This is a genomic window from Marinomonas sp. FW-1, assembly GCF_005222245.1.
GTDB classification, from domain to species: Bacteria; Pseudomonadota; Gammaproteobacteria; order Pseudomonadales; family Marinomonadaceae; genus Marinomonas; species Marinomonas alcarazii.
In genome coordinates, this window is record NZ_CP025987.1 from 275791 (window position 1) to 301783 (window position 25993).

A 25993-nucleotide genomic window follows, 5' to 3' on the forward strand; every position below is an offset into this window, starting at 1 on the left:
ATGTGGGGGTCGTTATAGAGACTTAGTTTTGGTAACGAGTTAGGATTTCACCAATCTCTTGTGGTGCTTCCGCTTTCCATTCTTCTGTCATCGTTTTACCAATGGCTTTTAGCTCTTCAACTAACTGAGGAGATGGGTCAGAAACCGTCATACCATTTTCAAGTAGGGTTGCCTTGTCTTTCGCTGCACGCGCTGCGATTTGAGTCCAACCCGCTGCTTCCGCGTTTTTCGCTGCGTCTAGTACCACTTGTTGAGTCGCTTTATCTAAACGACGGAATGCGCGCTTGTTGACCACAACAATGTTTTTTGGAATCCACGCTTTGACATCTGTGTAGTTGTTCACGTAATCCCAAGCTTGGCTGTCCACGCCGGTAGATGGAGAGGTGATCATGGCTTGAATAATACCAGTACTAAATGCCTGTGGAATGTCTGGGGTTTGGATCGTCATTGGCGTGGTATTCATTAGATCAGCAAGACGAGACTGTGTTGGGCTGTAGGCTCGCATTTTCTGACCTTGCAAATCAGCCAAGCTGTTTACAGGCTCTTTGCTATAAAGGCTTTGCGCTGGCCATGCCACAGTGTAAAGCAGCATCATACCGTTCTTATCAAGCTCTTTAGCGATAGAAGGTTTAGCGGCTTCCCATAGTTTTTTAGCGTCTTCAAAAGACGTTGCTAAAAATGGAATGTTATCGTGTTTGTAGATTGGGTTTTCGTTACCCAAAATACCTAAGAAGACTTCCCCTATTTGTACCTGGCCACTTCTTACTGCACGTGGAATTTCAGGGTGTTTTACCAAAGAGCCACCAGAGTGGACGGAAATATCAAGCTCACCGTTAGAGCTGTCTTTGATTTCCTTCGCGAATGTATAAGCGATTTGTGTTTGCAAATTACCATCACCGTAAGGCGTTGGCATATGCCATTTTTCAGCAAAACTGGCTGTAGAGGTCAGACCGCCAAGAGCGATGCCGCTAACAATTAATGCATTGGATAACTTTGACATAGTAATCGTTCCTATTTTAAATGTTGTTGTGTGGTTCTTATTATTCAGGGTGAGGTAGGTTCTACCTTCGTTGTGCAGATCTAGAGCTTTTGAAATGAGCTAAAGAACAGCAAAGTCTGTATCTAGAATGTCCGTAACCAGCATTTTTCCTGGTGAATGGGTAATGCAAATGGGTGGTTTAGCGTTACGAATGGCCACCTGAGGTGTGACGCCACAAGCCCAAAACACTGGCACCTCTCCGTCTTTCACACTGACTGCATCGCCGTAATCTGGTTTATTTAAGTCTGTAATGCCAATCTCTTGTGGCGAGCCAAAATGTATTGGCGCACCGTGAGCCTTTGGAAAACGTGTGGTTATTTGAATCGCTCGGATCGCATCTTTTGGTACATAAGGGCGCATGGTCACGACTGTGTTACCGAAAAAACGACCGGCTGGTACGGTGGCAATATTGGTTTCATACATAGAAACGTTGACGTCTTCTTCAATATTTCTTGGTGTTAGGCCCGCTTGTGACAGGGCATTTTCAAAAGAAAAAGAACAACCTAGGACAAAAGCCACCATGTCGCTTTGCCACAAATCTTCGATATCGGAACGGTTCTCGACTTTTTCACCATCTCGATACACATAGTATTCTGGAATATCGTGGCGCATATCTATGTCATGACCAAGTTGTGGCATTGTAAAATCACCCACTTCGGACACGCCAATTAAAGGGCAGGACACTGGGTTCTTTTGACAGTAAAGCAAAAAATCACTTGCCCAATCCGCAGGTAAAATAACCACATTACCTTGCATTGCCCCCTGTACTAAACCGCTTGTAGGGCCAGTGTGCGCTTTACTACGAATTGCTTGACGCAATTCATAAGTGCTTTGCAGTAGTGGTGACTGAGCTGGTTTCATGGAGGTTTCCTTATTCTTGCCACAATCTATAGACCAAGAGTAGATCTTGCCTACCTTAAAAGTCTAATCATGTTTTTTTGGGTGATTTGATAAAAAAGTTTTATCAAAGGGTTGGTGATGTTCATTATACCTTTGACGGAGTGAACCAAGGAGGGTAGTTTTTCAAAGCAATGAATAGCCAATAGTGAGCGAAGGTATGATGCAATCAAATTCATCGACTTTGGCTTGGCAGGACCAAAATTTGACTGCCAAGTGGAAGAGCGCTGTAGATATTATTAATGCAAGAGGGCAAGCGGTTTTCACCGAGTTATTTGATTATGTTGAGCCTCAGTCAGGGCCATTGAATGGGGCGATTATCTCGATCAAGGACCTATTTCAAGTACAGGGCTATAAAACTCAAGCAGGCTCGGTGTTTATTCAACCACAGATTGCAGAGCAAGATGCAGCAGCGGTTAACAATTTAAGACTGGCTGGCGCCAGCTTTTTGGGTCACACCAATATGACTGAACTGGCGTATTCGGGATTAGGCTTAAACCCTCATTACGGCACGCCAGATAATCCGATTAACGCTGGCCGCATTACGGGCGGATCAACCAGTGGTGGTGCAGCGTCGGTTGCTCTGGGGGTGGCGGATGCGGCGCTTGGTACGGATACTGGCGGCTCTTTGCGTATTCCTGCTGCGTTTTGCGGTTTGACTGGGTTCAAACCGTCGCAACAGAGTGTATCAAGAGATGGTTGTTTACCTTTGTCAGAGTCACTTGATTCTATTGGTCCAATAGCTAAAACAGTAGAGGAATGTGAACTGTTATGGCATGTACTGTCTGGAACAAAGCCTGCATCTGGTGGCGATAAGAATACTGACAATCAGCAAATACGTCTTGTCGTACCCAGCAATTTTGGTATGAACGATTTAGATGAGCAGGTTGAGCATGGGTTTGACGAAATACTGGCTCGCCTTGAGGCGGAAGGTGTGGCGATTGAGCGGCGCTTTGTCGAGGCATTGGAAGAGTATAAAAACCTACCGGTTTGGCAGTTTTCGGCTTTTGAAAGTCAGGCGTTTTATAGTCAACACTATGACCTAGACCACGTGGACATTGATCCGCGAGTGGCTTCTCGTATTGCCCGTGCAAACACGATTAGTGTTGCCGATTTTGAGCAGACGAAAGCGGCTAGAAAGGCTTTTATTACGCGGATGTCAGAAGAAGAGCCAAATACGGTTTTCTTGCTGCCGACCGTTGCGGTTGTCGCGCCTAAGTTGTCCGATTTAGAGCAAGACGCCGAGTACGACCGTTTAAACTTACTGTGTTTGCGTAATACCTCGCTCGCCAATGTACTGAATGGTTGCAGTATTTCTCTGCCTTTTTGCTTTCAACAAGAACCTATGGGGCTGATGTTGACGGCGGCTGAAGGCAGGGATCAGTTGATTTTAGATCTGGCAAAAAAGGTAGAGCTTATTGTTAAAAGCTAAGCGCTTTTTCAGTTATGAGTCCTTTGGAAAATGCTGCTGCTTGTTGTAGTCCTCTGCTGCCATCACGGCAATATTGGTAGCGACTTCTGCGAGCGGATTAAAAGGCTCATCAGAATAAGAGGCAGTGAAGGTCAGTGGGTTCGGAGTCCAAACGGCTCTGATTTTTCGCAGACTTCCTGCTTCTAATTCTTTTTTAATCATGATGTTTGGCAAGGTGGAGATGCCAACAGCATCAATGGCTAAACTGCGACATGCCGCCAATGAGGTGGAAGCAAAAAAATGTGCTGGTGGTCCATCAAGCTCGCGGAATTTTTGATTGATTTCGATATAAGGCTTGGTGGCTCGTGCGTAGGTAATGATTGGCCATTTGGCGAGCTCTTCTAAATACAATAATCGATTTGGTAGATTTAAATTTGGACTGGCGACCCAAGAAAGATCAAACGTACAAAGCTCTCGGTTGACAATATTTGGCTCTGAAATCGGCCCCATCAATAACCCTAAATCCAATGATCTGTCTTGTATGCCATTGGCCAAATTACTGGTGATGTCGACGGTCATTTCTACATCAAGGTTGGGCATGTCTTTGTTCAGTCGTGAAAGGAAATCCGGTAGCCAAGTATTTACTATGGTTTCTGATACGCCCAAGCGTAGCACTCCAGAATAAGCGGTAGACAGCCCAGCGCGTTTTTTTAGCTGCTCAGTCTGATAAAGAATTTTTTCCACATAAGGGAGTAATTCTTTGCCTTTTGAGGTCAGCATAATGGGGCTGGAACCGCCGTCTCGTTCGAACAATTTGACGCCTAGCTCTTCTTCCAATCCTGATATGCGGGCTGAAATCGCCGGTTGCGTGGTATGGAGGCGTTCGGCGGCTTTACGGAAGCTTCCTAAAGAGGCAACCCAAACAAAAGTTTCAAGACGTTTGTAGTTCACGTTAGTGCGACCTCTAGTGTAATAAACAGATAAAAAAGTAAGGATTGTCCAAAAGGGTATAAGGCTAACCAGATTTCAGCAATCTTTTCGTTAAGTCTTACTCGGAGTAATAGGAGCGGCACAAAGCTTGCGGTATGCTGTGAACAATTTTAAAGGATCATTTCAGACATGAACAAATTGATTAAGTTATTGCTTAAAGGGCTGGCGGCGGTTTTACCCATTGGTATAACCGTATCTTTAATTTATTGGTTGTTGGCGACGGGGGAAGCAATTGCTCAGCCGCTGTTACTGCTATTGATTCCTGAATCGCTTTATTTTCCTGGGCTAGGTCTGATCGCGAGCTTGTCCATGCTGGTGGTGACTGGCTTCTTGGTGAATTTATACGGCTTCCGCTATTTGGTTAAAATTAGCCAGAATATTTTCGAGCGTATTCCGTTAGTGAAGTCCATTTATGGTGCGATTAAAGACATGATGATGGTCTTCAATTTGGCTGAGAAAAAGGAGATGAAAAGCGTTGTGTCCATTGAGTGGAATGGCGCGCAAGTGATTGGTTTTATTACTGGTGAACAAACCGGACAGCAACTTTTTGGTGAGCAAGATCTTGTCGGTGTGTACGTACCGTTAAGTTATCAAATTGGCGGTATGACGCTGTATATCTCCCGTGACCGCTTAACGGTATTGGATATTGGGGTAGAAGAAGCCATGCGTCTTGCCTTAACCGCTGGGGTACAGAGCAAACAACCTGAAGTATAATGCGAGTTTTTCTATAGAAAGCATTGGGCCTTGAGTCAATATTCTTTATCATGCGCCTCTTTTTTGTAACTCTTTGAAGTGATGTTGGTAAATATGCAAGACGCGTTGCAAACGCAGAAAACAGTCGTTGTTGTTGGCGCTGGCCCTGCGGGTCTGATGGCAGCAGAAGGTATTTGTGCTGCAGGTCATCAAGTGCATGTTTACGATGCTAAACCCAGTGCGTGCCGCAAGTTTTTGTTGGCCGGTGTTGGTGGCATGAACATTACCCATTCCGAAGCGTATCCAGAATTTATTCAGCGTTATTACGATAAAGCCGAATGGCTTGATACCTCGATCCGCCAGTTTAATGCGGATGCGTTGTGTGAATGGATTCATGATCTAGGTATAGAAACATTTGTTGGTACATCAGGTCGTGTCTTTCCTAAAGACATGAAAGCCGCTCCGTTATTACGCAACTGGTTAAAGCGCTTACGGGATGCCGGTGTGCAGTTTCATATGCGCCATAAAATGACGAACTTGTCGGCCAATGAAGTCGTGTTTGATCATGTCGGTGAACAGGTTACGGCAAAGGCCGATGCGATTGTGTTGGCGATGGGCGGTGCAAGTTGGCCAAAGCTAGGTTCTGATGGTGCTTGGTTTTCTGTATTGATGGATAAAGGGGTCGATGTTGCTCCTCTTCAAAGCGCCAACTGTGGCTTTTACAGTGAATGGAGTGAACACTTAAAAACTAAGTTCGCTGGCAGCCCTTTAAAAGACGTGGCGTTTTCTTTTACCTTAGAAAATGGACAAGTTGTCACAAAAAAGGGCGAATGCATTGTCACTCAAGATGGTATGGAGGGCAGTCTAATTTATGCTTTTTCTAAATACCTACGTGATGGCATTAACGAGTCAGGCCAGTCGTCTTTGTTGATGGACTTCCTACCGTTACAAAGTGAAGAACAAGTCATTAAAAAGCTGCGAAACATCAAACCAAAAGAATCTTTTAGTAAATATCTGAAACGCACTCTAGGTATATCTGGCGTGAAAGCTGTGCTGCTGCATGAGGCATTTTCTAAAGAAGACTTTCAAACCCCAGAAAGCTTAGCTCGATGCTTAAAAGCTGTGCCTGTTAGTTTTTATAAAACTAAGCCAATAGAAGAAGTGATTTCGAGTGCGGGTGGTGTGTGTGAAAGCAGTGTCAATGAAGCGCTCATGCTTAACGCTATGCCCGGTGTTTTCTGCGCTGGCGAGATGTTGGATTGGGAAGCGCCAACGGGTGGTTATTTGTTAACAGCGTGTTTTGCAACAGGTCATTTGGTTGCGAAAGGCGTGGATGATTTTCTTAGTAGAGCTTGAAATATAAAAGCCTTAGATTGAATAAACAAAAATCGCCCAATGTTGCCATTGGGCGATTTTTTTCTTTCTATCTTGGTCGTACTGCACATCCGTGTGCGAGAATGATTTGGTTAGCTTAACGAGTTATTCGTTAGACCCTTGAGACGCTGGTTGATTCGGCATGCCGAAGTTGTACTGTACGCCAACAGACGTCACGTTATCCAAATGGTTATCTTCCACATCTTTCACAAGACGGAAGTCGGCACGTAGATCGACATCGCTGTTAATCGCGTATTTCACACCACCACCTGCGTTAACCAGTAGGTTGGTTGAATCGCCATCAACATCTGTCATACCAACACCTGCGGCAACATAAGGTGTCAGGTTGACTGTCGTAAACTCAGGAAGGCTGTAAAGGCCATCGACACGATATTGATCTAGGTCGTTATTGCGTCCGCGTTTATTGGCATCTGAATGAAGATAAACCGCTTCTAGAGCCAGTGGACTGTTGGTTTGATAACCAACACCAATAGAGTAAGACGTATCATCGCCAGCTTGTCTGTCGCCGTCTGCGTTGTAGTGACCTATGCTTGGTGTAACGGTAAAGCCGGGTTTTGGTGTTTCTGCATATGCCATGGTAGCGAGTGATGAAGCTATTAGGACACCGCTAAAAAGAGTACGTTTTTTAAATGAAGTAGACATATTATTTCTCCTAATGAACATAATGTTTTGTTGTTCGCTATCTAGATTACGCTGATTTTCCCCCCTGAAAACCCCACCTAAAATGCGCAAAAAATAGGACGTGAACAGCGACTGCCTAATCATGACGTAAGCTTTACTTAAGTGGTTATATTCCAGCAGTTGGGTGGTTAAAATGTGTTCGAAAGGGTGTAGGAAATGCGCCGCTTATTACATTAAGTTTTCACTTAAAAAGTGCCAAAAAGTAATTGTGACCTGACTATGAAGAAGCGCGTCACAAAGTATCAAATAAGCAAAAAAAAGCGCCCAATACTGAGTATTGGGCGCAATGTGACCATTAGCTGATAATCGTTGCTAGGCGATTAGGCTTCGCTGGTGGAGATAATCGCAACAATGCGGCGGTTGGCTTCACGGTGCTCTTCACTGTCATTTTCGACAAAAGGTCTTTCCTCACCATAACCGATGGCCTCGACACGAGACTCGTCAACCTGAAAGGTGTTGATTAGCACATTAGCAACGGACTGAGCTCGCTTTTCTGAAACGGTTTGGTTGTAACTTGCTGCACCTGTGTCGTCCGTATGTCCTTCGATAATCACTGTGCTACCAGGATTGTCTTTAAGGAATACTGCGATTTTTTCTATATCTGGATAAAACTTCTGCTCAACAGTGGTTTCATTAAGACCAAATTGAATGTTTATTTTTTCCGGCGGTAGCGTTTCTACAACGGGTTGTTGAGTTGACTCACCGGCCATTGGTGCCTCAGTTGCTGGTTCTGCTTGAACCATTTCTTCTGGCTGCTCTGCCATTTCGTCTGTTACGGGTTCTTCCTCGGTTGGCTCAACTTGAGCTTGCTGTACGGGCTCCGTTTGAGTGTAAGTTTGCTGGACGGGCGTGTTGTAACTGTCGTCGCTAGAGGAAGATTGCTTGGATGGACCGCCAAATGTCATCTGCACACCCAAAGAGGTCACATTATCTAGGTGATGGTCTTCAACATCGTTTACTAAACGAAAGTCTGCTCGTACTGATACCGTATCGTTGACGGCGTACTTTAAACCACCACCGGCATTGACTTGGACATTGTCGTGGCCAGAATCGTTACTAAAGTCTGTGGTGCCCACACCTGCAGCTAGATAAGGGGTGAGATCTACATTGTTTAGGGTTGGCAAATGATAGAGACCGTCTAAACGGTATTGATCTACATCGACATCATTACCTGCCTGTTTACTGTCGGCGTTTAGGTAAACAAATTCTACAGCCCATGGGTTGTTAAATTGATACCCCAAACCTAATGAATAAGCTTTGTCATCCTTAATATCTCGGTCGCTATCCATGTTGTAGTAGCCAATACTTGGCGTAATTGTGAACCCTTCTTGTTGTTGTGCAAGCGCCAATGTGGACAGTGAGGACGCTGCAATAATACTGCTGAGAAGCGTGCGTTTTGCGATGTTAAAAGACATGTTTTTATCTCCTGATAAATAGCTATGTTGGTTGTTCTTTTTCCAGAATAACGCGTTTATCAGTACTTAAAAATTGACAGAAAAATGACCTGAACCCCTTGTGTCATCTGCTATTGCGCAATCATGACTCGGTGTTTACTTAACAGGCATTTTCAACACGCATGGCGTATCGAAATGGCGTTTAAAAGCGCAGCAAAGGAGATATTCATTACACGAGATTTTCACTTCAGCGAGTGAATTTCTTAGCGAGATGAGTTGTTCATTACAGAATGGAGAGGTATTGTCGAACGTCTTTTTATTGATAGGTGCAGTTGTGGTTCGTTCCCAGCGTTTGCTTGCTTTAATTGGTTTACTGCGTAGTCATCGATATCCGGTATCGGGGAAAGCCTTAGCTGAAAAGCTCAATGTGAGCTTGCGCACCTTGTATCGAGACATTGCGACGTTGCAAGAGCAGGGCGCGAATATCGAAGGCGAAGCTGGCGTGGGTTACGTACTTAAACCGGGTTTTCTTCTGCCGCCATTAATGTTCACTGAGGAAGAAATAGAAGCCTTGGTACTGGGTGCCCGTTGGGTGGCGCAACGTACCGATAGCCAATTAAGTGATGGCGCACAAGATGCCTTGAATAAAATTGCGTCGGTATTGCCTGCGGAATTAAAAGACATCCTTGATGATACGACCTTGTTGATTGGCCCGAGTAAAGAGACGACCACAGATACGGTGAATATGGCCGAAGTTCGCCAAGCGATTCGAGATGAAAAGATTCTTTTCATTGATTATCGAGATTTAAAAGGCAAACACTCTCAGCGCCGTATATGGCCATTTGCTTTAGGCTATTTCGACGAAGTGCGAGTGTTGGTTGCTTGGTGTGAATTGCGCCAAGACATTCGTAATTTTCGTACTGACCGAATTCTGTCGAGTGAGCTAATAGAAACGTGCTATGCCACGCCTCGTCCTGTCTTGCTAAAACAATGGCGAGCCACTCTGCATGAATCTAAGTCTTCCCAATAAAACCTCCGTTGTTTTCCATCACTACTGACAAGATCTGACACTCTGCTTGTTTATTCTCATTTCATCGGGTTCAAGCCTGATAAAAGGTACTAAACTTTTAATGTGAAATCTAAACAGCGAATAGGAATGTCAGTATGGATCTTTCAAATTTCACCATCTTGTATGTGGATAATGTTCAGCGCAGCGTGGATTTTTATCGCCCTTTGTTTGATCGCGAACCTGTGGAGTTAACAGAAGGCTTTGCCTTGTTTGTCTCGGAAACGGGCGCGAAGTTTGGCTTGTGGGCGCGAGAAGATGTTTTACCAAAAGCCAATGATGTCCCTGCGGGCAGTATGGAAGTGGCGCTGACCCTTGATAACCTGATTACTTTGCAGATTAACTACATCAAATGGCGAGAGCTGGGAGTCGACATTATTCAAGAACCAACCGAAATGGATTTTGGTACGACTTTTACTGCGCTCGATCCTGACGGCCATCGTTTGCGTGTTTATACGCCTGAAAAAGCCAATAACGCTTAGGGTTCGGTGAGCAATCTGAAAAACACGGTCACTTCATAATGGCGGTGTTTTTTTTGATTGAAAAGAAACACCAGCAGGGCTTTTTTGAGGATTATTGATCAAAATGAAATGATGGGTTAACTGGATGCATATTGATCCAGTCGATGAGCACGCCTAGACTGATTGCATCAATAAAGCCAATTCAGCGTTTTGTACGTTGGCTACTTACTCCAGTTTTACAGGTGAATGATGATGTTACCTACTTATTTTATTTCCCATGGCGGCGGCCCTTGGCCTTATATAGCGGATATGCGCGCGATGTTTTCCAATCTTGAAGCGTCTTTGGTTCGCATGACGCAAGAATTGCCTGAAAAGCCAAAAGCGATTTTGATGATCTCTGGTCATTGGGAACGCAAAACCTTTGCTGTTCAGTCTAATCCAGCGCCAGGAATGGAATACGATTATTACGGCTTTCCTGCGCATACTTATGAAGTGACATACCAAGCTCCTGGTGCGCCAGACGTCGCCGCTCGTGTTGCTGAACTCATTAAAGGTGCAGGCTTTGCGGTGGATCTTGATGATAAAAAAGGTTTCGACCACGGTGCATTTGCGCCCATGGCTGTCATGTATCCAGAAGCGGACATGCCACTGGTTCAATTGTCACTTAAATCGAATCTAAACCCAGAAGAACATATGGCGTTAGGTCGTGCCTTGGTGCCATTGCGTGAAGAAGGCGTTTTAATTGTTGGCAGTGGTTTGAGCTTTCATAACCTTGGATTAAGAGGTCCGCAAGCCATCAAGCCTTCGAATGGCTTTGATGCTTGGTTACAAGAAACCTTATTAGACTCTGAGCCCGCCGAGCGCAGTGCGAGTATTGTCGAATGGGACAAGGCGCCATACGCTCGTCTTTGCCATCCAAGAGAAGATCATTTGATTCCTCTTATGGTTGCCCTTGGCGCCGCTGAAAATGGCAAAGCAACTTGCGTTTATCATGATGAAGGATTGTTTGGTGGTTGGACGGCGTCTAGCTTCCGTTTTGATTAAGCGCTTTTAGGTTTTTTCGTCGTATATTTTTTGGTGGCGCGAGATCGAAAGCCAGATCTAGCGCCAACTTGTTTGATTCGACCTTTCATTTCCAGCATGGCGATTTTGATCTTCTTATTCGATGTCGCCAGTTTCTTTAATTGCTCGATTTCTTTTAATGCCTCAGCAAATTGCTTTTGTTTAAGCAAGATCTCGACAATTATCTGCATGTGGCTAATGACCTCCGTGTGATCCGTGGTGAAATTAGACACGCTGATTTCAAATGCATTTCTCGCATTGTTCAAAGTCTCATCTGAATGATCTGTCTGTTTATCGTTGCGTGTCATTGTGGTCATGAAGGCCTTGGAAGCTAGATTATAATTGGCGTCTAAAATCGAGTCGTAATACTTGTCTCGGAAGATTGGACACATTCGCGGAAAAGGTGTGAAGGCAGCGTGGATCAAATACGATGATATCGCCTGCGGCGCCGGTCAATGTGACAACCTTCTGTTCGATGTCGTGCAGTGAACTGCCTTCTTCAATGAATCGTTGGATTCGTTGATCAGGGGAGCCTTCTTGAACCAACTCTTGGAACCAAGGGTCTTCTTGAACAAGGGGATCTAACACCTGATCCATAGGCAATAACGTTACGTTTTGAGGTCTCTCAAACAGTCCGCTATTCACCGAAGAAAAAGCGTTTATTAACTCCTCGTTATTGGATGTTCCAAGAGTTTTGGCAAGACGCTCCGCGCGTCGATGAGACCCAGAAATGACGGTTGTTGCTCCCATGTCTGCACTTACATCATCGAGAAATACAAAAACAAATAAACTCCAAGGCTTCGCGTCTCCTACCACACTGGGTTCATCGCTGTGCCAAGATTTATGAGGGACATTCCAAACCGACTCTGAGCCTGGAAAGCTTAATAAAGAATACCAAAGATCCAATGGGCGCCAGGTGTGAGTGCCGAATACCTGATCTAAAGATGATTGGATTTCACTCTCTATCTCATCTAATTGCCCCGAGTCTTTGAGCTCTCGCATAATCGATCCCATTCCGTTTAGGCGTTTTGCCCGAGCGTCTCCGACAGGGTTGCTGGCATTGGAAAACCATGTGCTAGGATCGTCGATATTAATGCCAAACTTGCGGTTAACTTCATGCCAAAGATGGGTTTGAACATCGGCAACCTTTTTAACATCGATGACATTGGAAAGTTTAAGGACACCCTTGTTTTGGAAATCTTCATGTTTAGGTACTGTCATCAAATTGGTGTCCTTGTCAGGGTTAGCATCGCTGTGATTTGTGTCTTAGACCCATCATACCATTAGGTGCTCTGGTAGGTATTCCTATCCTATTTTAGCGACTGATATTGGGCAGTGTTTTTTGTAATCCACTCATTCACTTTTAGTTTGATCGATGATGGCTCCGAAAGGATTCAGTCAACGGCCTTTGGGTAATGCAAATTACAGTCATGACTTTGTAAGGCTAAGGGTTGTCAGAAAAGTACTTTGGTATGCTCGCCCATTCGAAGAATGAGGAGATAAAAATGAAAGCCACTTTACTTATTATTGTAGCCAGTCTGGTCTCGTTAACCGGTTGCGAGATAAACCGAGTGGGCGGGAAGCTTGCTGGTATTGATATAGAAGCGAAAAGCGATGAAGGTCACAAGGATAACGGATCTTCGGGTAAATTTTGTCCTCCAGGACAAGCTAAAAAAGGTGGTTGTTAGCCTTACCTCTAAACATAATCCCTATTTTTTAACGTAAACTGGCATGAATTGAAGTTGTTTCATGTCAGCTTTATAGTGAGTTTTTCCGTATTTAACATAAATTTTCGAATATTAGACAGAGTAATTTCCTAAAGTTGTCTATGGTTAAGTCATTACCATGCAATCTACGGAGAGAACTCGCATGAACAGAAAAGATGACCGCATACAACATTTGGTTAGCTTGCTTGAAAACTTAGAAAAAGTATCGCTTCAGGATATTGCTCAAATACCGCCATCACAACAGCATATATTGGCGGAAAAAATTGAGAGCTTACAGGATGAGCTAAGAGCTTTGATGTCAGATGATGAGCAAATGACCCATTGATGTTTTTGTTAAGCCACACCATAGAAACTATTTTCTCACACAACGTCATCCTCCCATGACTCCACCCAAAAAAAGACCGGCCTAAGCCGGTCAAACGTTCAGAGAGGGTCGAGTGATATTATTCCCAAGAACGAAGTAGATCGTCATAAGAAACGGTAACGCCTTGTGGTTTCTCATTGGATAACTTCGCTTTTGGTGCGCCAGGTTGAGCTAACCAATAGGCTTCATCACGTGGTTCATTCATTTTCGGTCCACAGATCGGTTGCACGTTGGCGCGTTCTAAACGCTCCATGACTTTATCTTGTGCTGCCGCTAGGCCGTTAAGCGCTTCTTGTGGAGTGGCTTCTCCGCTTGCCGCTTGAGAAATGTACTGCCACCAAAGTTGCGCAAGTTTAGGGTAGTCAGGCACGTTGATCCCAGTTGGCGACCACTCTTTACGTGCAGGCCCTTTGTAGAATTCAACCAAACCGCCCAATTTAGGCGCGGCTTCAGCCATTTCTGGCGAGTTGATATCGGATTCACGAATAGGTGTTAAACCAACCAATGTTTTCTTCAAAGAAACGGTTTTGGCTGTGGTGAACTGAGCGTACAACCAAGCCGCTAAACGACGATCTTCTGGGGTAGAGTTCATGAAAGTCCAAGCACCTACGTCTTGATAGCCTTTCTTCATACCTTCTTCCCAGTATGGCCCAACAGGCGAAGGAGCCATGCGCCATTTTGGCGTACCGTCTTCGTTTACAACAGGTAGACCTTTGGCTGTCATGTCCGCTGTGAAGGCTGTGTACCAGAAGATTTGCTGGGCCACGGCACCTTGTGCTGGCACTGGGCCAGATTCAGAGAAGGTCATACCTTGTGCTTCTGGTGGCGCGTACTTACGTAACCAATCTACGTATTTAGTGGTCGCATAAACGGCAGCTGGGCCGTTTGTTGCGCCGCCACGAGAGACACTTGAACCAACAGGTGAACAGGCATCTTTGATGCGAATGCCCCATTCATCGACAGGTAGACCATTTGGAATCCCTTTGTCGCCAGCACCAGCCATGGAGAACCATGCATCAGTAAAACGCCACCCTAAAGAAGGGTCTTTTTTACCGTAATCCATGTGACCGTAAACACGTTCGCCGTCGATATTTTTCACTTTGTCAGTAAAGAATTCTGCGATGTCTTCATAAGCGGACCAGTTAACAGGTACACCGAGTTCATAACCGTAGATAGATTTGAATTTGGCTTTTAGGTCTGGACGAGCAAACCAGTCAGCGCGGAACCAATAAAGGTTAGCAAATTGCTGCGTTGGCAATTGATAAAGTTTGCCATCTGGCCCTGTGGTGAAATCCAAACCGATGAAGTCGGCAAGATCTAGGGTTGGTGACGTGAAATCTTTACCGTCGCCCTGCATCATGTCAGAGATAGGCACGACTTTACCGTAGCGGAAATGCGTACCGATCAAATCAGAATCGTTGACGTAGGCATCGTAAATGTTACGGCCAGACTGCATTTGTGTTTGCAGTTTTTCGACCACATCACCTTCTTGGATCAAGTCATGGTTGACCTTGATGCCGGTGATTTCTGTAAAGGCTTTAGCCAATACCTGAGATTCGTATTTGTGAGTCGTTAATGTCTCTGACGCGACATTAATTTCCATGCCGCGGAATTTTTTTGCGGCGTCGGTGAACCATTGCATTTCATCAAGCTTTTGTTGCTTGCTTAGTGTAGAAACGGTGAATTCGGTATCTACCCACTTTTTTGCTGCATCTGAGTATGCGTCAGCCCATAAGGTTGCCGAATGCATCATGACTGCAAAGGGTAAGGCGGCGAGTGCAATTTTTTTCTTATTGTAGTGCATATTTTACCTCAACAAAGTTTGGTTTTTCTTTTGGTTTTTAGGTTTGGCTTCCGTGCCAAAAATTCCATCCTTTATTACTGATAAGGACGCTGACTAGCCCCAGCGCATTAGGATAATCATCCAGAGTGCACATAGGGCGGTTGCCACCGCGATGTTCACATCCGTTAACGCAACGAATGCAAGGTGGATAAAAGCACTGCTAAGCAGGCCAATGAATAAGCGATCACCGCGCGTGGTTGCCAGTGGCAAAAAGCCACGACGCTCTACGCAAGGCGAGATCAATTGCCATGTGGTCATACCGACCAAGATCACAGCAATGCCGATAAAAAACAGGGCAGTAGGTAATGTCCAAGACATCCAAGCCATAATAATTCTCCTTACACTCGACCAAGGGCAAAGCCCTTCGCCACATGGTTACGAACGAAGTAAATGACCAGCATTCCCGGAATAATTGTCAGTACACCTGCGGCCGCGAGCAGCCCCCAATCCATCCCAGAAGCAGACACCGTTCTCGTCATAATGGCGGCAATGGGTTTTGCTTCGACTGACGTTAATGTGCGTGCGAGCAAGAGTTCTACCCAAGAGAACATAAAGCAGAAGAAGGCCGTTACACCGATACCGGAACGAATTAAAGGAATGAAAATTCGTACGAAGAATTTCGGAAACGAGTAGCCATCTATGTACGCTGTTTCGTCAATTTCACGCGGTACGCCGCTCATAAAACCTTCCAGTATCCACACAGCTAATGGCACAGTGAAAATACAGTGTGCTAGCGCCACGGCGATATGGGTGTCGAACAACCCCACTGACGAATACAGTTGGAAGAAAGGCAGTAAGAAAACCGCAGGCGGTGCCATACGATTAGATAGCAACCAGAAAAACATGTGCTTATCACCAATGAACTTATAGCGACTAAACGCATAAGCAGCAGGTAAGGCAACCAGTAGGCTGATAACCATGTTCATGGATACGTAAAAGATTGAGTTTACGTAACCCATGTACCAGGTTGGATCGCCAAATATCTTGGCGTAGTTCGCCAAGGTGAAATCCGCTGGGACAAAAGATAAGCCGCTAAGAATTTCCGTATTGGTTTTAAATGACATATTAATCAGCCAATAGATTGGCAGTAATAACAGAACCAAATACAGCACCAAACCAAAGCGACCGCGAAGGTGGGCATTACGCGTCTTACGTTCAGCTTTGCTGTAAACCGGAGCTTGTTCTTTGGTGCCTGTATTGTGGCGTGTCATTGATGTTTTTAATTGCGTCATGATCCGCTCCTACTTGTCTTTTTGCATGTTCATGATGGTGGTGTAGAACACCCAACACACGAGCAAGATGATTAAGAAGTACACCAGCGAGAAGGCTGCCGCAGGGCCAAGATCAAACTGGCCGATGGCTTGCTGTACCAAGGACTGACTCAAGAAAGTCGTAGAACTGCCTGGGCCACCGCCTGTTAGTACAAAAGGCTCGGTGTAAATCATGAAGGAATCCATAAAGCGCAATAACACACCAATAATCAGTACGTTAGTAAGCTTAGGCAGCTGGATGTAGCGGAATACCGCCCAGCGGGACGCTTGGTCGATACGTGCCGCTTGATAATAGACTTCAGGAATCGCTCGCAGACCTGAATAGCACAACAAGGCAACCAATGGCGTCCAATGCCACACGTCCATCAAGACGACAGTTAACCAAGCATCGGTCGGATCAGACGCGTAGTTGTAATCGACACCGATACTACTCATAAAGGCCCCGAACAAACCGATGTCAGCACGGCCGAAGATTTGCCAAATTGTGCCTACTACGTTCCATGGAATCAGTAAGGGAATGGCAACGAGAATCAAAGCCAAAGAGGCACCACGACCTTTCGTTGGCATCATCAAGGCAACACAAATACCCAGTGGTACTTCAATGATCAGAATGGTGAATGAGTAGATGAACTGACGCAGCAGAGCTTCATGTAAGCGGCTGTCTAGCATCACTTGTTTGAACCACTCAGTACCAACAAAGTAGCGAGTATAAGGGTCAAAAATATCCTGCACCGAATAGTTCACCACCGTCATCAATGGGATGATGGCAGAGAAAGCAACGATCAGGAAAACGGGCATAACAAGGAACCATGCCTTGTTGTTCTCGACTTTAGTTTGCATGGTCGGTCTCCTTATTCTGATCTGCTGTGTCTGCTTGACCGTCTACATCAACCAAATATTCGTCCACATAGACCTTGGTCCACTGTTCCGGAAAGCTCACATAGATTTGCCCTGAAGGGACTTTTTGGTCTTCGCTCAAACGCGCTTTCATTACTTGCCCATGGAACATGAAAGACAGAATCTTGTAGGTGCCAAGGTCTTCCACGTAATCCACATTGACAGAAAAAGCGTCGTCATTTTTGCCTTCCCAAACATGAACAAACTCAGGGCGAATGCCCAAGGTGACTTTGTTGGCTCCCATGGCTTTTAAACGCGCTAACATGGCATCGCTGACGGAGATTTCATGCTCTCCAAACATCAGCGCTGCTTTTTCTTCACCGTTGCTTTTTAGTTCGGCTTCAAAAAAGTTCATGCCAGGACTGCCGATAAAGTAACCAACAAAGGTATGAGCTGGTTTTTCGAATAATTCTCGTGGCGTGCCGAATTGGACGATTTGCCCGTTGTACATGACGGCGATTTTATCGGCGAACGTCGAGGCTTCTAATTGGTCGTGGGTCACATACACCATGGTGATGTTGAACTGCTCATGGATCTGCTTTAGCTTGCGGCGCAGCTTCCATTTCAGTTGAGGATCGATAACGGTAAGTGGTTCATCAAACAGAATCGCCGACACATCGTCACGTACTAAGCCGCGTCCCATGGAGACTTTTTGTTTCTGATCGGCTGATAAACCTTTGGCTTTGCGCTTTAGCTGGTCAGATAGCTCAAGAATCTCGGCGACTTCGTAAACTTTCGACTTCACCTTGTATTCAGGCACACCGATATTGCGCAGGGGAAAAGCCAAGTTATCAAACACTGTCATGGTGTCGTACACCACAGGAAACTGGAAAACCTGCGCGATATTACGTTCTTCGGGTTTTAATTCGTTAACGCGTTTGCCGTCAAATAAAACCTCCCCATTAGACGGTTTTAGCAGCCCAGAAATAATATTCAGTAGGGTGGATTTACCGCAGCCAGATGGACCAAGTAGGGCAAAGGCACCGCCTTGTTCCCAAACATGAGACATTTCGCGGATGGCGTAGTCTTCTGGCTTGGTTGGATTATCGGTATAAGTATGCGCTAAGGCATTTAAGGTAATAGAAGCCATGATTATTGATCCCTCATTCGTGCTGGGGAATGCACCATCTTGCCTTGAGCGTCAAAGGCGTACAGCTTGTGCGTCGGGAAGTAGACCTTAATTTCTTGATCCACTTGGTAGGCATGAACACCAGACAGATGAAGCACTAAATCAAAGTGTGGATTGTGCACATGTAAGAAGGTTTCAGATCCACTGATCTCTGCTAAATCCACTCGGACTGGCAGTTCTAAATCATCGTCGGAATGAGGTACTAAACCGATATGAGAAGCACGCACACCAAACTGATATTCACCCGGTGTAAGACGACGCAAATCGCTGTTTAAACGGAAATGCACTGTGTCGTCGAAAGTGACTTCCTCTTCGCTGACGCGACCAGGAACCACATTGATGGGTGGTTCAGAGAACATCTCTGCAGTGATAATGTCTTTTGGCTGGTGATAAACCTCGGCGGTTGGCCCCATTTGCAGCAAACGACCTTCGTTTAAAACAGCGGTGTTGCCACCCAGAGCCAAGGCTTCGTTAGGTTCGGTTGTGGCGTAAATGGCGATGCAATTACGGGCTTTGAACAAGGCGCGTAATTCTTGGCGCAGCTCTTCACGTAATTTGTAATCTAAGTTAACCAGAGGCTCATCGAATAAGATGATTTGCGAGTCTTTTACCAAGGCTCTTGCCATGGCAGTACGTTGTTGCTGACCACCAGATAGTTGCAGTGGCAGACGATCAAGGTAAGGATCAATGCGGAGCATTTCAGCGGTTTCACGTACGCGACGGTCGACTTCTTTTTCATCCATTTTTGCTAAACGCAGTGGCGATGCGATGTTTTCGTAAACCGTGAGATTGGGGTAATTGATGAACTGTTGGTACACCATGGAAATGTTGCGTTCGCGAACAGGAACCCCTGTCACGTCCACACCATTCATAAGGATTTTTCCTTTGGTGGGTCGATCAAGACCCGCCATGAGGCGCATTAGTGTGGTTTTACCGGACAGGGTGCGTCCAAGTAAAACGTTGAAAGAGCCGGGTTCGAGAGACAGATTTACGTCATCGATCCACGTCTCGCCTTCAACAACGCGCGATACATTCTGCAGCGTCAGAGACATTGTAAGTACCTTTTTTGTTGTTATTGTTTTCTTGTGTGCACGCTTTTGGTCTTGTGCAAGGCTCAAAAATGAACACACAGCAATTTTGTCTGTATGTAATAAGTACTTACAAAAGCCGTGCCAAAAATATTTTTATGCTTATTAGGACGCTTAACATCATGAAAAATATAGAAATTATTGTCTTTTCCTATTCGTTATTCTGTTTTTCACATTCGAAAAAGTACTGTTCACGACTGTTCAAAGTGTTTAGAGTCATTCAATTAAAGTGAACATTTCATGCACACTTTGACTGTCTAGGTCGGTGTGTTGGAGTTGTAAATGCAAGACGAAGAAGAACAAAAACAACAAAAAAATGCCGCGGAATCTAAGGTTATAGACCCGAGCTCAGAAACGAATTTGGCGCAAACTCACAAAGAGCGCATTCAAGCGTCTTGGTATCGTTGCGAGCAATTTGGCTTGGATCACAGCAGTCGTCCTGATTTTGCGACGCTACCAAAAGGCACCTTAAACGATTTAGTTGATCAGCATCGTAGCTTGTTGGAAACCACTGAAAACGAAGTATTGCCGTATTATGAGAACATCCTTAGCAATTCGGCTTGTATGATCGTTTTGGCGGATCGCCAAGGCCATGTTCTGAACACTTGGGGGCAGCCACGTTTTGGCAGTGCCGCACAACATGGTTTGGTGGGTGGTAACCAATGGACTGAAATGGGGGTTGGCACCAATGCCATTGGGACAGCCCTGATTACAGGTGAAGCGATTCAAGTGGGTCGGGATGAACACTTCTTACGTGCTAATCGCTTCATGGTTGGCTCTGCATCGCCTATTTACAACACCAAAAACGATTTGGTTGGCGTGTTGGATATCTCATCAGACGCGTATTTGCCACAAGATCATACCTTTGGCATGGTCAAGCTCATGTCCCTGAGTGTGGAAAATCGCCTGATATTTTCCGCTTTCCAACAGGAACATTTCATTCTCAGTTTTAATACCAATGTGGTCAGTTTGGACAGTCATTGGTCGGGCATTTTAGTGCTTGATGAAAATGGCACGATTGTCTCTGCAAATCGTCGTGCGGAAGTGGTGTTGGCGAGAGATTTAGCTCTGCTAAATATCAATCAGGTGTTTGATATCGAAATGCGTGAAATTAAGCATCATCCTTTTAGCTTACCGATGAAACTGATTGCCATGGGGCGTTATCAGTTTTACGTCAAAGTCATTCCGCCCGTACAGCAAATTATGCGCATACCAGACTTTCGTCAGCGTGCCGATTATATTGCTCCTAGCCAACCAGAAGTCATTGTTATGAATGAAAAAAATCCGCCAAAAGAAAAAATTAAAAAAGCGGAATCTCCTTCTTCTGCGGCGATTCCAGATAACGTGATTCCACTGTCCGAATTACAGCATGGTGATGATCGGGTGGAGCGTTTAGTTCGTCAGGCTCATAAGATTATGGAGAAAGACATTCCTATTCTGATTCATGGCGAAACGGGGGCTGGGAAAGAAATTTTTGTGCGCAGTTTGCACTATCATAGCTCTCGTTCTAAAGAGATGCTGGTAGCGGTAAACTGTGCCGCCATCCCCGCGGAATTGGTTGAGTCTGAACTTTTTGGTTATGAAAAAGGCGCTTTTACTGGTGCACAAAATAGAGGCTCAATTGGTCTGATTCGTCGCGCCCATCACGGTACGTTATTTCTCGATGAAATTGGTGAAATGCCCATGGCTGTGCAATCGCGTTTATTGCGTGTTTTGCAAGAAAGAGTGGTTACGCCATTGGGTTCAACAGAAGCTTTTCCTGTGGACATTAAACTGATTTCCGCCACCAATCGCATCTTAAAAGAAGAAGTGAAAGAAGGGCGCTTTCGCCAAGATTTATATTATCGAATCTCAGGGTTAAACATCGAATTACCGGCATTACGTGAACGTACCGACAAGGCTGAATTGATTCGTTATTTACATGAACGTCTACGAAAAGAAGAGCCCGGCCCTGCTTTATCGTCAGATATGCTTGAATTATTGGTTAGACATCCTTGGCCGGGGAACATGCGTCAACTTGCTCATGTACTGAAAGTCGGCATGGCAATGGCCGATGAGGAAGAGCTAGAAGAATGGCATTTGCCTGATGATTTTTTTGACGACCTCGATGCGATGGGGCAAGTTGATGATTCAGCATCATCAAAGGCTGCCAGCGAACAAGATGAACCTTTAGAAGACTTGATACCTAGGCTCTTAAACGAGTTTAAAGGCAATGTTTCACAAACGGCAAAAACGGCTGGCGTCAGCCGAAATACGGTTTATAAATACGCGAAGTTAAAAGACGAAAATGAAGAATGATTGCGAGGTTAGAATGGATGAGAAAATTAACCTTATTAAGGACGTTCACATACATGATAGTTAAAAGTGTGTTTGCCATTGTTTTTGCGTGTGTATTGTCTGCTTGCAGCGTTATGAAAGATACGCCTCAGGTTAGCTTGCCTTTGTTGCACGGCTGGCATGATGGCAAAGAAGTTCGCTACATTACCACCGATGTATCAGATCAAGCGGTGGCAAAAGCCAAAAATGCCAATTATGCGCCTCGGTTGCGTGATGCCGTGCCAAATTATCCCAAACCGCCCCAAGTCAAAACGGTATTGGAGCGTGTGTATGCGTTTCCGAATAAAGAGCAAGCTTGGAGCGTGTTTGCTTCTGTCCCCGAACCATTAGGCTATGAAAGCCAAGATACTCATTACTCACCACTTTGGTTGATGTACGTCGTAGTGTGGAAAGACCCAAGTAAGGCAACAGAGCTTAGGTCTGAAGAAGCCATTCTTACGGCTGAAGATCAGGGCTTGGTCACCATCGAACGGACCAATATTGTGCTCAATTGTCCGGTTATTCCGTTTTCCCTTGTTGATTAGAGTCCGATAAAACAACGCTCTAGCTAGGGCGTTCTCGTCTTTCCCAATCTATTTATTCTCGAGAAAAAGTAACTGCTTCGTGCTGTGTCTATTTTTTAATCATGAATATAATTCATTATGTTTAAATTTAATTCACTTTTGTTCATGTTTGTAGTTGCGTATAACGGTACTCACATATTCATTAGGCCGATCGCCAACAAGCAACAAACGGGCAAGTGAGAATAAGGAATAGATCTCCATTTCACTTCAGAAAATAGGATACCAGATCACCATGAGCAACGATTTTACCTTTACCATTAAGAGCATTTGCTTCGATGAAAGCTACCGCCCTTCTAGCAACACTCGCATCACAACGAACTTTGCGAATTTGGCTAGGGGAGAGAGACGACAAGAGAATTTACGCGATGCATTAAGGATGATTAACAATCGCTTTAATGCCTTGGCGCAGTGGGATAACGCAAAGGGAGATCGTTACACTGTTGAACTTGAAATCATTTCAGTTGATGTCGATATTGAAGGGAAGGGTCAGTCCTTTCCAACCATTGAAATCTTAAAGACGAATATTTTTGATCATCACACTGAGCAGCGTATCGAAGGCATTGTAGGAAACAATTTCTCTTCTTATGTGCGTGATTATGACTTCAGCGTTTTGCTGCCAAACCATAACAAAGGCCAAAACGAATTTAGCATCCCTGAAAATTTTGGCGATCTGCATGGAAAACTCTTTAAAAGCTTTGTGGCATCAGACAGCTTTAAAGAAAACTTTAGCAAATCACCTGTTATTTGTCTGAGTGTTTCAGACAATAAAACTTATCAGCGAACAGGAAACCAGCATCCGGTCTTGGGCGTTGAATATGAGCCAAGTGGCACCTCTTTGACCGAACATTATTTCCAGAAGATGGGCTTGCAGGTTCGATACTTTATGCCTGCCAACAGCGCTGCCCCGCTGGCGTTTTATTTTGTTGGTGACTTGCTGAACGATTACAGCAATCTTGAGCTGATTAGCACCATCAGCACGATGGAAACTTTCCAGAAAATCTACCGACCAGAAATCTACAATGCTAACGCGGTCGCTGGAAAGTGCTATCAACCCAACTTAAACAACCTCGATCACTCTCTAACGCAAATTGTTTATGACCGTGAAGAACGCAGTCAATTGGCGAGTGAGCAAGGCAAATTTGCTGAACAGCACTTTATAAAACCTCACCAAAGGCTACTTGAGCAGTGGGCTGCGAATTACGCATAAACGCTAGAATCCATGACGACTTGGTCAATATTACATTTAATAGACGGTATTTTTATTATGACAACAGCGACGAATAACACATTTCTACCCACGTCAACAGCCGGCAGTTTGCCTAAACCCACATGGCTGGCAGAACCAGAAACGCTTTGGTCGCCTTGGAAATTAGAAGGTGACCAATTGCTGGACGGCAAACAGGATGCGTTGCGCATCTCGCTTCAAGAGCAACAGCAGGCGGGCATTGATATTGTTAGTGACGGAGAACAAACGCGCCAACACTTCGTGACCACCTTTATTGAGCACCTCAGCGGTGTGGATTTTGAGAATCGTCAGACGGTGAGAATTCGTGATCGTTATGATGCGAGCGTGCCGACGGTTGTTGGCCCTGTCAGTCGCATCAAGCCTGTGTTTATTGAAGATGCTAAGTTTCTACGTCAGCAAACCAAGCAACCGATTAAATGGGCGCTGCCAGGCCCAATGACGATGATTGATACGCTTTATGATGATCATTATAAAAGCCGCGAAAAGCTCGCGTGGGAATTTGCCAAGATTCTCAATCAAGAAGCCAAAGAGTTAGAAGCCGCTGGTGTAGATATCATCCAGTTTGATGAGCCCGCGTTTAATGTGTTTTTTGATGAGGTGAATGATTGGGGCATCGCGTGTTTAGAACGCGCCATCGAAGGCCTTAAATGCGAAACCGCAGTACATATTTGTTATGGCTACGGCATCAAAGCCAATACGGATTGGAAAAAGACGTTGGGGTCTGAATGGCGACAATATGAAGAAGCCTTTCCTAAGCTGCAACAATCGAATATCGATATCATCTCCCTTGAATGTCATAACTCTCACGTGCCAATGGAATTGCTCGAACTGATTCGCGGTAAAAAAGTCATGGTCGGCGCAATCGACGTGGCGAACCATGCCATTGAGACGCCAGAGGAAGTCGCCAATACTCTGCGCAAAGCATTACAGTTTGTCGATGCTGACAAGCTTTATCCTTGTACTAACTGTGGCATGGCTCCGTTGCCGCGTGAGGTTGCAAGAGGCAAGCTAAATGCCTTGAGCGCTGGTGCAGACATCATTCGAAAAGAGCTGGCTTTATTGTCGAATTAATTTCTTCGGGTGTCATTGCTCGCTGCTCGTGGCGCGAATAACTATAGTCACGATTGTCATTCCCGCGAAGGCGGGAAACCAGTGGTGTTGTCTAAATAGGGTTGTTTTTGGTGAGCATAATTGATTGATTCCCGCCTTCGCGGGAATGACGTATGTATATAGCTAGCGTTAATCCAATAAAACACCGATACCTCGCCCCTTGGTGTGGGGGTATTTTGCCTCAATCGTAAAAAATCCCGTTTCGAATTTATATATCGAAACGGGATTTTTGATGTGTTGCTTCTAATTGTAATAATAGAATCTGGTGAATCTAAATATTCGACACAACTTTTAACATATTCAAAAACGCATCCACGGATTCTACCGCCGCTGACTCATGCATGGTGTGATAGCCAATAGTGGGGATTTGAATGGTTGTGCCATCTACCAAGCCATTGGATGCGGCGATAATACGGCCAAGCTCGGTACTACCGAGGGAGCTTGGCGGCAAACCTTGCTCAGCCCGTTTGGCGTTTTCATTTTCTACATAACGGTTCTTGTATAAATAACTGACGTTGTTTTTGACGCACAGTTCTTCAAGAAGCTTGGTGCTGTCTTTATTAAAGGTGGCGTTGGCGTCTTTTTCCCTAAGTACCAGAAGCTGTTCATTGGCGGCTTCTACGTTGGGAAATGGGCTGGTATCCACTACAAACAAGCGGTTGGTTGAGCCACCAAAGCGGCGGAACCACTCAAGCAAATAGCGCCAGCTTTTTCCTGCTTCTTCCTGTGCGGTAAAAAAGGCGGTGCCTTTGAAACCATGGTCAAAAAGATGCACCAAAGCCGCGGCTGAAATCACGTTGTCTAACTGACCTTCTAAGCGATTATCAACTACATGTAATTGGTCTTTAAACGCAATGGGAGTGCCAGCGACAACGCTCTCTAAGCCTTCTGTTTCGAAAATTAAGTTGTTACGAAATTCACAAACGTATGAGCTTTTAATGGTGCCTTTGCCACGGTATACGCCAGACCAAGGCTCGTAGGCGTAGATTTCTTCATGGTTGAAACGCTCTGTAACCTTGGTCATCAACTCCTCAGAAACCGAGTTATTCAACAAATCGGTGCGATTAGCTGAAACAAACGCGGCGTATTGGAATTCGTTCGGGCCCGTACACACCAAGCCATGACGATCAATGTGCGCAGAGAACATGGTGCTAAACGGATCGCTGCCTTGGGCAACCAACAAACCTTCGTACCAAGTGACCTTTGCCCCTCGCTCTTCCAGTTCGCGTTGTAAAACACGGAAAAATGAATGCTCTGCGCCAACCACACTGGGTGCGCGAATAAGCAGTTTGAGCAGATCGATAAAGTCATCACTAGGCATGCAAATAG

The 25993-nt window shown here is 45.2% G+C and carries 26 protein-coding genes; 12 read left to right on the forward strand and 14 right to left on the reverse strand.

Translation table 11 applies throughout. The annotated features are described in order from the left end of the window. Window positions 1–22 precede the first annotated feature (22 nt). Complete coding sequence (locus tag C1X04_RS01230) at window positions 23–1000, reverse strand: TRAP transporter substrate-binding protein (protein ID WP_137168967.1); 978 nt, start codon at window positions 998–1000, stop codon at window positions 23–25. A 99-nt stretch (window positions 1001–1099) separates the two neighbouring features. Continuing rightward, on the reverse strand, window positions 1100–1900 hold the full coding sequence (locus tag C1X04_RS01235; RefSeq protein WP_137168968.1) for a putative hydro-lyase: 801 nt from the start codon (window positions 1898–1900) through the stop codon (window positions 1100–1102). Between the two features lie 196 nt (window positions 1901–2096). On the opposite strand from C1X04_RS01235, the gene C1X04_RS01240 reads away from it, so the two are divergent. Further along, a complete protein-coding gene (locus C1X04_RS01240; RefSeq protein WP_217494988.1) occupies window positions 2097–3368 on the forward strand; it encodes an amidase family protein in 1272 nt (423 codons plus the stop codon). A gap of 12 nt (window positions 3369–3380) precedes the next feature. Here C1X04_RS01240 and C1X04_RS01245 read toward each other — a convergent pair whose 3' ends face one another. Continuing rightward, the gene (locus C1X04_RS01245) at window positions 3381–4298 is read right to left on the reverse strand and encodes a LysR family transcriptional regulator (RefSeq protein ID WP_110574641.1); all 918 of its coding nucleotides are present in this window, start codon (window positions 4296–4298) and stop codon (window positions 3381–3383) included. 168 nt (window positions 4299–4466) lie between these two features. Between C1X04_RS01245 and C1X04_RS01250 the strand changes: the two genes are divergently transcribed. Beyond that, window positions 4467–5051 (forward strand): DUF502 domain-containing protein, encoded by a 585-nt coding sequence (locus tag C1X04_RS01250; protein ID WP_110574643.1) that lies wholly within the window; start codon window positions 4467–4469, stop codon window positions 5049–5051. Window positions 5052–5144: 93 nt separating this feature from the next. Then, complete coding sequence (locus tag C1X04_RS01255; RefSeq protein WP_137168969.1) at window positions 5145–6386, forward strand: TIGR03862 family flavoprotein; 1242 nt, start codon at window positions 5145–5147, stop codon at window positions 6384–6386. Window positions 6387–6509: 123 nt separating this feature from the next. On the opposite strand, the gene C1X04_RS01260 is transcribed toward C1X04_RS01255, so the two are convergent. Then, window positions 6510–7067: a porin family protein gene (locus C1X04_RS01260; RefSeq protein WP_110574647.1), complete on the reverse strand. Its 558-nt coding sequence runs from the start codon at window positions 7065–7067 to the stop codon at window positions 6510–6512. Window positions 7068–7426: 359 nt separating this feature from the next. Continuing rightward, window positions 7427–8521 carry an OmpA family protein gene (locus tag C1X04_RS01265; protein ID WP_137168970.1) on the reverse strand — a complete coding sequence of 365 codons (1095 nt, stop codon included), beginning with the start codon at window positions 8519–8521 and terminating at the stop codon, window positions 7427–7429. A 280-nt stretch (window positions 8522–8801) separates the two neighbouring features. Here C1X04_RS01265 and C1X04_RS01270 point away from each other — a divergent pair, with 280 nt between their 5' ends. From C1X04_RS01270 to C1X04_RS01280, 3 genes are all read left to right on the forward strand, one after another. Continuing rightward, the gene (locus tag C1X04_RS01270) at window positions 8802–9530 is read left to right on the forward strand and encodes a YafY family protein (protein ID WP_254682304.1); all 729 of its coding nucleotides are present in this window, start codon (window positions 8802–8804) and stop codon (window positions 9528–9530) included. A gap of 134 nt (window positions 9531–9664) precedes the next feature. Continuing rightward, window positions 9665–10048: a VOC family protein gene (locus C1X04_RS01275; protein ID WP_137168971.1), complete on the forward strand. Its 384-nt coding sequence runs from the start codon at window positions 9665–9667 to the stop codon at window positions 10046–10048. Between the two features lie 231 nt (window positions 10049–10279). Further along, on the forward strand, window positions 10280–11071 hold the full coding sequence (locus C1X04_RS01280) for a class III extradiol ring-cleavage dioxygenase (RefSeq protein ID WP_137168972.1): 792 nt from the start codon (window positions 10280–10282) through the stop codon (window positions 11069–11071). Here the strand turns inward: C1X04_RS01280 and C1X04_RS01285 are convergent. Both C1X04_RS01285 and C1X04_RS01290 read right to left on the reverse strand, forming a co-directional pair. Further along, on the reverse strand, window positions 11068–11406 hold the full coding sequence (locus C1X04_RS01285) for a hypothetical protein (protein ID WP_137168973.1): 339 nt from the start codon (window positions 11404–11406) through the stop codon (window positions 11068–11070). The two genes, C1X04_RS01280 and C1X04_RS01285, sit on opposite strands and share 4 nt — an antisense overlap. A gap of 19 nt (window positions 11407–11425) precedes the next feature. Next, a complete protein-coding gene (locus C1X04_RS01290) occupies window positions 11426–12310 on the reverse strand; it encodes a phytanoyl-CoA dioxygenase family protein (protein WP_137168974.1) in 885 nt (294 codons plus the stop codon). A gap of 284 nt (window positions 12311–12594) precedes the next feature. On the opposite strand from C1X04_RS01290, the gene C1X04_RS01295 reads away from it, so the two are divergent. Together C1X04_RS01295 and C1X04_RS01300 are read left to right on the forward strand one after the other, a co-directional pair. Continuing rightward, window positions 12595–12777: a hypothetical protein gene (locus C1X04_RS01295; RefSeq protein ID WP_110574659.1), complete on the forward strand. Its 183-nt coding sequence runs from the start codon at window positions 12595–12597 to the stop codon at window positions 12775–12777. 181 nt (window positions 12778–12958) lie between these two features. Continuing rightward, on the forward strand, window positions 12959–13141 hold the full coding sequence (locus C1X04_RS01300) for a hypothetical protein (protein ID WP_110574661.1): 183 nt from the start codon (window positions 12959–12961) through the stop codon (window positions 13139–13141). 118 nt (window positions 13142–13259) lie between these two features. Here C1X04_RS01300 and C1X04_RS01305 read toward each other — a convergent pair whose 3' ends face one another. The 6 genes from C1X04_RS01305 to C1X04_RS01330 form a co-directional block, all read right to left on the reverse strand. Next, window positions 13260–14984, reverse strand: coding sequence for an ABC transporter substrate-binding protein (locus C1X04_RS01305; RefSeq protein ID WP_137168975.1), 1725 nt, complete (start codon window positions 14982–14984; stop codon window positions 13260–13262). Between the two features lie 93 nt (window positions 14985–15077). After that, the gene (locus tag C1X04_RS01310) at window positions 15078–15350 is read right to left on the reverse strand and encodes a DUF2160 domain-containing protein (protein WP_110574665.1); all 273 of its coding nucleotides are present in this window, start codon (window positions 15348–15350) and stop codon (window positions 15078–15080) included. An 11-nt stretch (window positions 15351–15361) separates the two neighbouring features. Further along, complete coding sequence (locus tag C1X04_RS01315; protein WP_245927016.1) at window positions 15362–16255, reverse strand: carbohydrate ABC transporter permease; 894 nt, start codon at window positions 16253–16255, stop codon at window positions 15362–15364. Window positions 16256–16264: 9 nt separating this feature from the next. Further along, window positions 16265–17134, reverse strand: coding sequence for a carbohydrate ABC transporter permease (locus C1X04_RS01320; RefSeq protein ID WP_110574667.1), 870 nt, complete (start codon window positions 17132–17134; stop codon window positions 16265–16267). Beyond that, window positions 17124–18281: an ABC transporter ATP-binding protein gene (locus tag C1X04_RS01325; RefSeq protein ID WP_137168976.1), complete on the reverse strand. Its 1158-nt coding sequence runs from the start codon at window positions 18279–18281 to the stop codon at window positions 17124–17126. The genes C1X04_RS01320 and C1X04_RS01325 overlap by 11 nt, the downstream gene beginning before the upstream one ends. 2 nt (window positions 18282–18283) lie before the next feature. Further along, window positions 18284–19372, reverse strand: a complete 1089-nt coding sequence (locus tag C1X04_RS01330; RefSeq protein WP_110574671.1) for an ABC transporter ATP-binding protein — start codon at window positions 19370–19372, stop codon at window positions 18284–18286. 318 nt (window positions 19373–19690) lie between these two features. Between C1X04_RS01330 and C1X04_RS01335 the strand changes: the two genes are divergently transcribed. The 4 genes from C1X04_RS01335 (at window position 19691) to C1X04_RS01350 (ending at window position 24625) form a co-directional block, all read left to right on the forward strand. Beyond that, window positions 19691–21706 (forward strand): sigma-54-dependent Fis family transcriptional regulator, encoded by a 2016-nt coding sequence (locus C1X04_RS01335; RefSeq protein ID WP_137168977.1) that lies wholly within the window; start codon window positions 19691–19693, stop codon window positions 21704–21706. 53 nt (window positions 21707–21759) lie between these two features. Beyond that, window positions 21760–22269 carry a hypothetical protein gene (locus tag C1X04_RS01340; protein ID WP_137168978.1) on the forward strand — a complete coding sequence of 170 codons (510 nt, stop codon included), beginning with the start codon at window positions 21760–21762 and terminating at the stop codon, window positions 22267–22269. Between the two features lie 271 nt (window positions 22270–22540). Then, window positions 22541–23515 carry a DUF1852 domain-containing protein gene (locus tag C1X04_RS01345; protein ID WP_137168979.1) on the forward strand — a complete coding sequence of 325 codons (975 nt, stop codon included), beginning with the start codon at window positions 22541–22543 and terminating at the stop codon, window positions 23513–23515. A 57-nt stretch (window positions 23516–23572) separates the two neighbouring features. Next, complete coding sequence (locus C1X04_RS01350) at window positions 23573–24625, forward strand: methionine synthase (protein WP_137170690.1); 1053 nt, start codon at window positions 23573–23575, stop codon at window positions 24623–24625. A 310-nt stretch (window positions 24626–24935) separates the two neighbouring features. Here the strand turns inward: C1X04_RS01350 and C1X04_RS01355 are convergent, their stop codons facing one another. Continuing rightward, window positions 24936–25985, reverse strand: coding sequence for a peptidase M42 (locus C1X04_RS01355; protein WP_110574680.1), 1050 nt, complete (start codon window positions 25983–25985; stop codon window positions 24936–24938). Between the last annotated feature and the right edge of the window lie 8 nt (window positions 25986–25993).